At 62.0% G+C, this 6001-nt stretch carries 5 protein-coding genes and 2 rRNA genes; 2 read left to right on the forward strand and 5 right to left on the reverse strand.

Annotation, left to right across the window (positions count from 1 at the left end; all coding sequences use genetic code 11):
• The first annotated feature begins 137 nt into the window (after positions 1-137).
• Both M3I56_RS25665 and rpoD read left to right on the forward strand, forming a co-directional pair.
• Positions 138-728 carry a class I SAM-dependent methyltransferase gene (locus M3I56_RS25665; protein ID WP_254356311.1) on the forward strand — a complete coding sequence of 197 codons (591 nt, stop codon included), beginning with the start codon at positions 138-140 and terminating at the stop codon, positions 726-728.
• A gap of 412 nt (positions 729-1140) precedes the next feature.
• Positions 1141-3123, forward strand: coding sequence for an RNA polymerase sigma factor RpoD (gene rpoD / locus M3I56_RS25670; RefSeq protein ID WP_028202494.1), 1983 nt, complete (start codon positions 1141-1143; stop codon positions 3121-3123).
• A gap of 93 nt (positions 3124-3216) precedes the next feature.
• Here rpoD and M3I56_RS25675 read toward each other — a convergent pair whose 3' ends face one another.
• The 5 genes from M3I56_RS25675 to M3I56_RS25695 form a co-directional block, all read right to left on the reverse strand.
• Positions 3217-3882 (reverse strand): DUF799 domain-containing protein, encoded by a 666-nt coding sequence (locus tag M3I56_RS25675; RefSeq protein ID WP_028202495.1) that lies wholly within the window; start codon positions 3880-3882, stop codon positions 3217-3219.
• Positions 3883-3896: 14 nt separating this feature from the next.
• On the reverse strand, positions 3897-4262 hold the full coding sequence (locus M3I56_RS25680) for a DUF4810 domain-containing protein (protein ID WP_254356312.1): 366 nt from the start codon (positions 4260-4262) through the stop codon (positions 3897-3899).
• 58 nt (positions 4263-4320) lie between these two features.
• Entirely contained in the window at positions 4321-4998 is a 678-nt protein-coding gene (locus M3I56_RS25685) for a CsgG/HfaB family protein (RefSeq protein WP_028202497.1), read from the reverse strand.
• Between the two features lie 531 nt (positions 4999-5529).
• Positions 5530-5643 (reverse strand): 5S ribosomal RNA (gene rrf / locus M3I56_RS25690).
• 161 nt (positions 5644-5804) lie between these two features.
• A 23S ribosomal RNA gene (locus M3I56_RS25695) occupies positions 5805-6001 on the reverse strand; the annotation flags it as partial.

The raw sequence follows: 6001 nt of genomic DNA on the forward strand, positions 1-6001 counted from the left end.
GTCGTGTGCATCGCGTGACTTGCCGCAGGCGAGCATGGCAGCGGCCATACCGGTATCACTGTGCTACTGCCTGTGGTCGCGTTGATCGGCTAGTCTCGAAGCGTCCTTCCTCTTGTGACAAGAACGGCGAGCCCCATATGGACTCCATGACGATCGAGACGTACACGAGTGGCGCCGCGGGCTACGCAGCCGAATGGGCGAACCAGCCTGCGCCAGACGACCTCTATGCGCGTCTCATGCAGTATTTCCGACCCCAGGGAAGGACGGTGGACATCGGCTGCGGATCGGGGCGCGACGTGGCGTGGCTGAACGCCCATGGCTACCCCACCGCGGGCTACGACGCGTCGGAGGGTCTGATCGCAAAGGCCGCCGCTGACCACCCGCAGTACGCCTTCGGTCTGGCCACGTTGCCTGAATTAAAGGGTGTGCCCGCCGCGAGCTTTGACAACGTCCTCTGCGAGACCGTGATCATGCATTTGCCTGTCGCGCAGATCGGCCCGGCCTGCCGCCGCCTCGTCGAACTGCTCGAGCCCGGCGGCGTGCTCTATCTAAGTTGGCGTATAACCGACGGCGACAGCGCGCGCGACTCGGCGGGACGTCTATATAGTGCCTTCGACCCGGCGCTCGTCACCGCCGCGCTCGAGGGCACGACCATCGCGCTCGACGAGGAGGCGGTCAACCGGTCCTCCGGCAAACGCGTTCAACGGATTGTCGCGATTCGCGCGTGAGCGCTGCCATGCATGGCGATCGGACAACGGGGAATTGGCGGGGAATAACAGCGCGCCATAGGCCAGGCGAGTGACAAATACGTGAACTTCTCGCTTGAAAAATGGTCTAAGGGACTCATGTAGGAAATATGTAAGGCGGAGCGCTAGCAAACGGTACGACCCTGAAGGCGGACAATGTGCCGCAAACACGACGATTCGGGTTGCCTCGCATGCCGTAACGCACTACCATACGCGGTCTTTCTGCATTGCACGAAAATCCAGGCTGCCACGTCGTCAGACGTTTGGCGCTCGCTTGGCGGGACCGGCATGCGCCCCCGCCCACTCCCCTGCAATTTCGTCATCGCCAGGACGCCACGCCGCTGGCGCGTGACCTTTTTTGCCCTTGTCGGGCTATCCCTTCGAGGAGAATGTATTGACAAGCCATGACCGGGACGACGCGCTCACCTCGTCTGCCCGCCCCGCACGCCGCTCGTCCAAAGACAAGACCGGCGATACGACGCCCATGGACGCAGGCTCGCAACTCGAAAAACGCCAGCATCAAATGCGGGCGCTCATCAAGCTCGGCCGTGAACGCGGTTATCTGACCCACGCGGACATCAACGACCATCTGCCCGACAACTTCGCGCAGACGGCCGCGCTGGAAACGATCGTCGCCACGTTCAACGACATGGGCGTGCAGGTGTACGAACAGGCGCCCGACGCCGACACGCTGCTCCTGAACGAAGATTCCCGCGCCGACCGGCAGGCCGACGACGAAGCCGACGAAGAAGTCGAAGTCGCGCTCTCGACCGTCGACTCCGAATTCGGCCGCACGACCGACCCGGTGCGCATGTACATGCGCGAAATGGGCTCGAGCGAGCTGCTCACGCGCGCCGGCGAAATCGAAGTGGCGAAGCGCATCGAAGACGGCCTCCAGGAAATGATCCAGGCGATCGCGGCATGCCCGTCGATCGTCGCGACCATCCTCGCCGACGCCGACCGCGTCGCGGCTGAAGCGATGCGCATCGACGAACTCGTCGACGGCATCGGCAGCGACGAAGCCGCGCAGGAACCCGCCACGGCGGCCGACGCAGATGCGAGCGAAGAAGTCGAAGTCCAGGCAGCGGAAGAAGAAGAGTCGGACGACTCGAGCGACGACGAAGACAGCGACGCCGACAACAGCAAGGCCAACGAAGCCCTGCTCGCGCAGCTGAAGGCAGACAGCCTCGCGATCTTCGCGCGCGTTCGCACGTTGTTCGAACAGATGGCCTGCACGTCGGACGCCAATGCGCGCGCCTCGGCTGCGGAAATGAAGATCTGTGCCGACATCCAGACGGAACTCGCGCCGATCCGCTTCACGGCTCGCACCATCGACCGCCTGTGCTCGCTGCTGCACGATCAGGTCGCGCAGATTCGCGCGATCGAGCGCAATGTGCTCTCCATCGTCGTCGATCGCTGCGGCATGCCGCGCGAAGCCTTCGTCGAGCAGTTCCCGGGCCACGAAACCGATCTGGACTGGGGCGTGCGCGCCGCAGCCGCGTCGAGCAAGTACGGTCCCTCGATCGAGCGCAGCCTGCCGGCTATCCAGGCAGAGCAGCGCAAGCTCGCCGAGATCGAAGCGGCTGCATCGCTGTCGCTGCAGCAGATCAAGGCGATCAATCGCCGCATGACCGTCGCCGAATCGAAGATGCGTCAGGCGAAGGGCGAGATGGTCAAGGCCAACCTGCGTCTCGTGATCTCGATCGCGAAGAAGTACGTGAACCGCGGCATGCAGTTCCTCGACCTGATCCAGGAAGGCAACATCGGCCTGATGAAGGCGGTGGACAAGTTCGAATATCGCCGCGGCTGGAAGTTCTCGACGTACGCGACGTGGTGGGTGCGTCAGGCCGTGACGCGCGCGCTCGCCGACCAGGCGCGCACGATCCGCGTGCCGGTGCACATGATCGAAACGATCAACAAGCTCAACCGCATTTCGCGCGAGATCCTGCAGCAAACGGGCATGGAAGCCCATCCGGCGGACCTCGCCGCGCGTATGGGCATGACCGAAGAGAAGGTGCGCGGCATCCTCAAGATCGCCAAGCAACCGGTCTCGCTCGAAAGCCCGGTGGGCGACGACGGCGACGCGACGCTCGGCGACATGATCGAGGACGCAGGTTCGGCCTCGCCGGCCGATGCCGCGATCCACGCGAACATGCGCGCTGCCATCGACGAGGCGCTCAAGGCGCTCTCGCCGCGCGAAGCGAAGGTGCTGCGCATGCGCTACGGCATCGACACGACCTCGGACCACACGCTCGAGGAAGTGGGCAAGCAGTTCGACGTGACGCGCGAGCGTATCCGCCAGATCGAAAGCAAGGCGATGCGCAAGCTGATGCACCCGAGCCGCGCCGACAAGCTGCGTCCGTTCCTGGAGCGCTAAGCGGTTTTATTGCTGCGCTCTCCGGAGCTGGATTGAAAAAAAGCCCGTCACCTTCCGGTGACGGGCTTTTTCTTTATGCGACGCAAGTGCCGGTCAGTCCGTGCCGTACTTCGGCGAGTGCGGACCGTAGAGCAGGCCCGTCGGCGGGCCCGCGTGCAACAGACGGTAGCTCGTGATACCGGCGATATCGTGGCTCTTGTCGGTGAGCGAATTCGCGATCTGCTTGACCGCCGCCATCACCAGCATGCCAATCAGGCCGCCGCCACTGCTGTTGTTGCCTTCGTTGCTGCTGGCGCTTGCCGCGCCTTGCCACAGCACCTTGCCGGTTTTCAGATCGACGAGTTTCGCCGTCGCCGTCACCACCGTCGCGCTGTCGATCACACGATATTGCGTCCCGAATTGCGTGATCTTCGAGTACACGACCGCGTCGGCGCCGAAGATCTCGCGCAACTTCTCCGGCGGGGTCTGCTGGATGTCGCCCGCCGTCGTCAGTCCATTCTGCTTGAACGTTTCTTCCATGACCGCGACCGGAATTACGTAGTAGCCCGCCTCGGCGAGCGGCATTGTCATCTGGGAGAGCATGCTGTTCGACGCATTCACATCCGTCGTCGCGTTGTCGGGCGGCAGTACGAGGATCGAGCGCGGACGCGCATTCTTGAACGCCGTGTAGTCGGCGTGCTTGACCGGCTGTGCACAGGCGGCCAGCAATGCGAGCGCAGACAGGGCCAGCCAGAGCTTGAGAGTTGAAAATCTGGTCATATCGGTGCGCTCGCTTATTGTTGTTTCGGTTTCTTCATGAGGAAGTCCATATAGGTCGACGACTCCGGGAAGAGGTGCTTCTCGGCGTCGAATTCCTGCATGGCTTGCGTGTCGTTGCCGACGTTCGCGTAGAGCAAGCCCAGTTGCGCATGGAATCCGGGCGGCGGCATGTTGCCCTTCGCGCGGATCTCCTGCAGCGACTTCTCGAGCGCATCGATCTGTTGCTGCGGCGCCTTCTCGCCCTTCAGGTAGTCGTAGACCTCAGGCTGATAGCCGCTCCACTGGTAGAGCGGCGGCGTGGTGTTCGCGCAGCCCGCGAGCAGCAGCGTTGCCGCCGTGATGGGCAGGCAGAGTCCCCGAAGCGTGCCGATGTATTTCATGAAAACCCCGTATGAGTAGTTGTTCTGATCTAGCGTGAAGCGCGGACGACGTGGGCGGTCAGTGAGCGGTGCGCAGCGCGCCCGCGTCGACCTGGTCGGCCAGATGGTTGACCGCTTCCTGGATCGCGAGCTCGAGCACCTTGCCATTGAGCGTCGAGTCGTAGCTCGCGGTGCCGCCAAAGCCAACGATCTCGCGGTTCGAAAGGCTGTACTCGCCCGCGCCCTGCGCCGACGCGACGACTTCCGAAGTCGTGGTATCGACAACGTTGATGCTCACCTTCGCGTAAGCGATCTGGTTTTTACCGCTGCCGAGAATGCCGAACAGTTGGTGATCGCCGACTTCCTTGCGACCGAACTCAGTGACGTCGCCGGTAATGACATAGTTGGCGCCCTTGATCGCCTGGGCTTTCTTGGTGAAGCCCGCTTCCTGGCGGATCTCGTCGAGGTTGTCGCGATCGAGCACGCTGAAGCGGCCGCTTTGCTGCATCGACGTGATCAGGATGGTCTTTGCCTGGCCGCCGAGGCGGTCGATGCCGTCGGAGAAGATGCCGCGCATGTAGCTCGAGCGATTGTCGAACTTGCCGACTGCGATCTGTACCGGCTTGCCGACGGCAGGGCGCTGCGCGCTGGCGACTGGCGGCACCGGCAGCGAGCGCGACGACTCCGTCGCGCATCCGCCAAGGGCCACGATGGCGACGGCGGCAAGGACCGCACCGCACGTTTTGGACGATTTCATGAATTCTCCTTGTTGTCAGGACAGAAACGGCTGGACAAGGGGAGATTGGCGAGATGCGGTACCAGACGGCGGCGGCGGCGTGCACGCGGAGCACGCAGGGCGTCCTCGCAAGCGTCGTTGCGGCGGAGATAGAGGGCGCAGTGCGTCGCTGCGCGCGCAGTCATTCCAGCGGTCGTGCATGTTTCTCGCTTCCCGCACGCGAGCGCATGCGTGGAAGCTCCCCGGTTCTTATTGGTGTAGCGTGTGGTCTTTAGTTGGTAGTTAATGACTACACACGCATGTATCGGCCGGGTTAGGGAGAAACTTTAGGAAAGCTGCAATTTAATGCGAATTGGATTTTTATTTGCGCGATTTCTGAGGCGTATTGACGCACGCATGAAATGCTATTCAAAGCGGTTTGGAGATTTTTGCTTTGGCTATCGACCGCGAATAAATCAGTCGCTGGGAATGATCGTCTTTTCTCGCGCCCAAACGCCAGAACCCCGGTGCTCTTTCGGAGACACCGGGGTTCTGGACGTTACAGCATAAGGAGCCTGACGATTACCTACTTTCACACGGGCAATCCGCACTATCATCGGCGTGGAGCTGTTTCACGGTCCTGTTCGGGATGGGAAGGGGTGGGACCAGCTCGCTATGGTCATCAGGCATGACGGGTTGCTGCGTCGCGGTGTTATCGCGCCACAGCCAATCGGGAAGAAGCGTAAAGAGTGTGCTGCTGAATTGGGGTTGTGTTGTTTCCGGCACAACACCGATCTCTCAACCTGTGCGTCCTGCCCACCCACGCGGGGCGGAGGCACACCTGTTATAGGATCAAGCCTTACGGGCAATTAGTATCAGTTAGCTTAACGCATTACTGCGCTTCCACACCTGACCTATCAACGTCCTGGTCTCGAACGACCCTTCAAGGGGCTCGAAGCCCCGGGGATATCTCATCTCAAGGCGAGTTTCCCGCTTAGATGCTTTCAGCGGTTATCTCTTCCGAACATAGCTACCCGGCGATGCC

The organism is Paraburkholderia sp. CNPSo 3281 (assembly GCF_024206515.1).
Lineage (GTDB): Bacteria > Pseudomonadota > Gammaproteobacteria > Burkholderiales > Burkholderiaceae > Paraburkholderia > Paraburkholderia nodosa.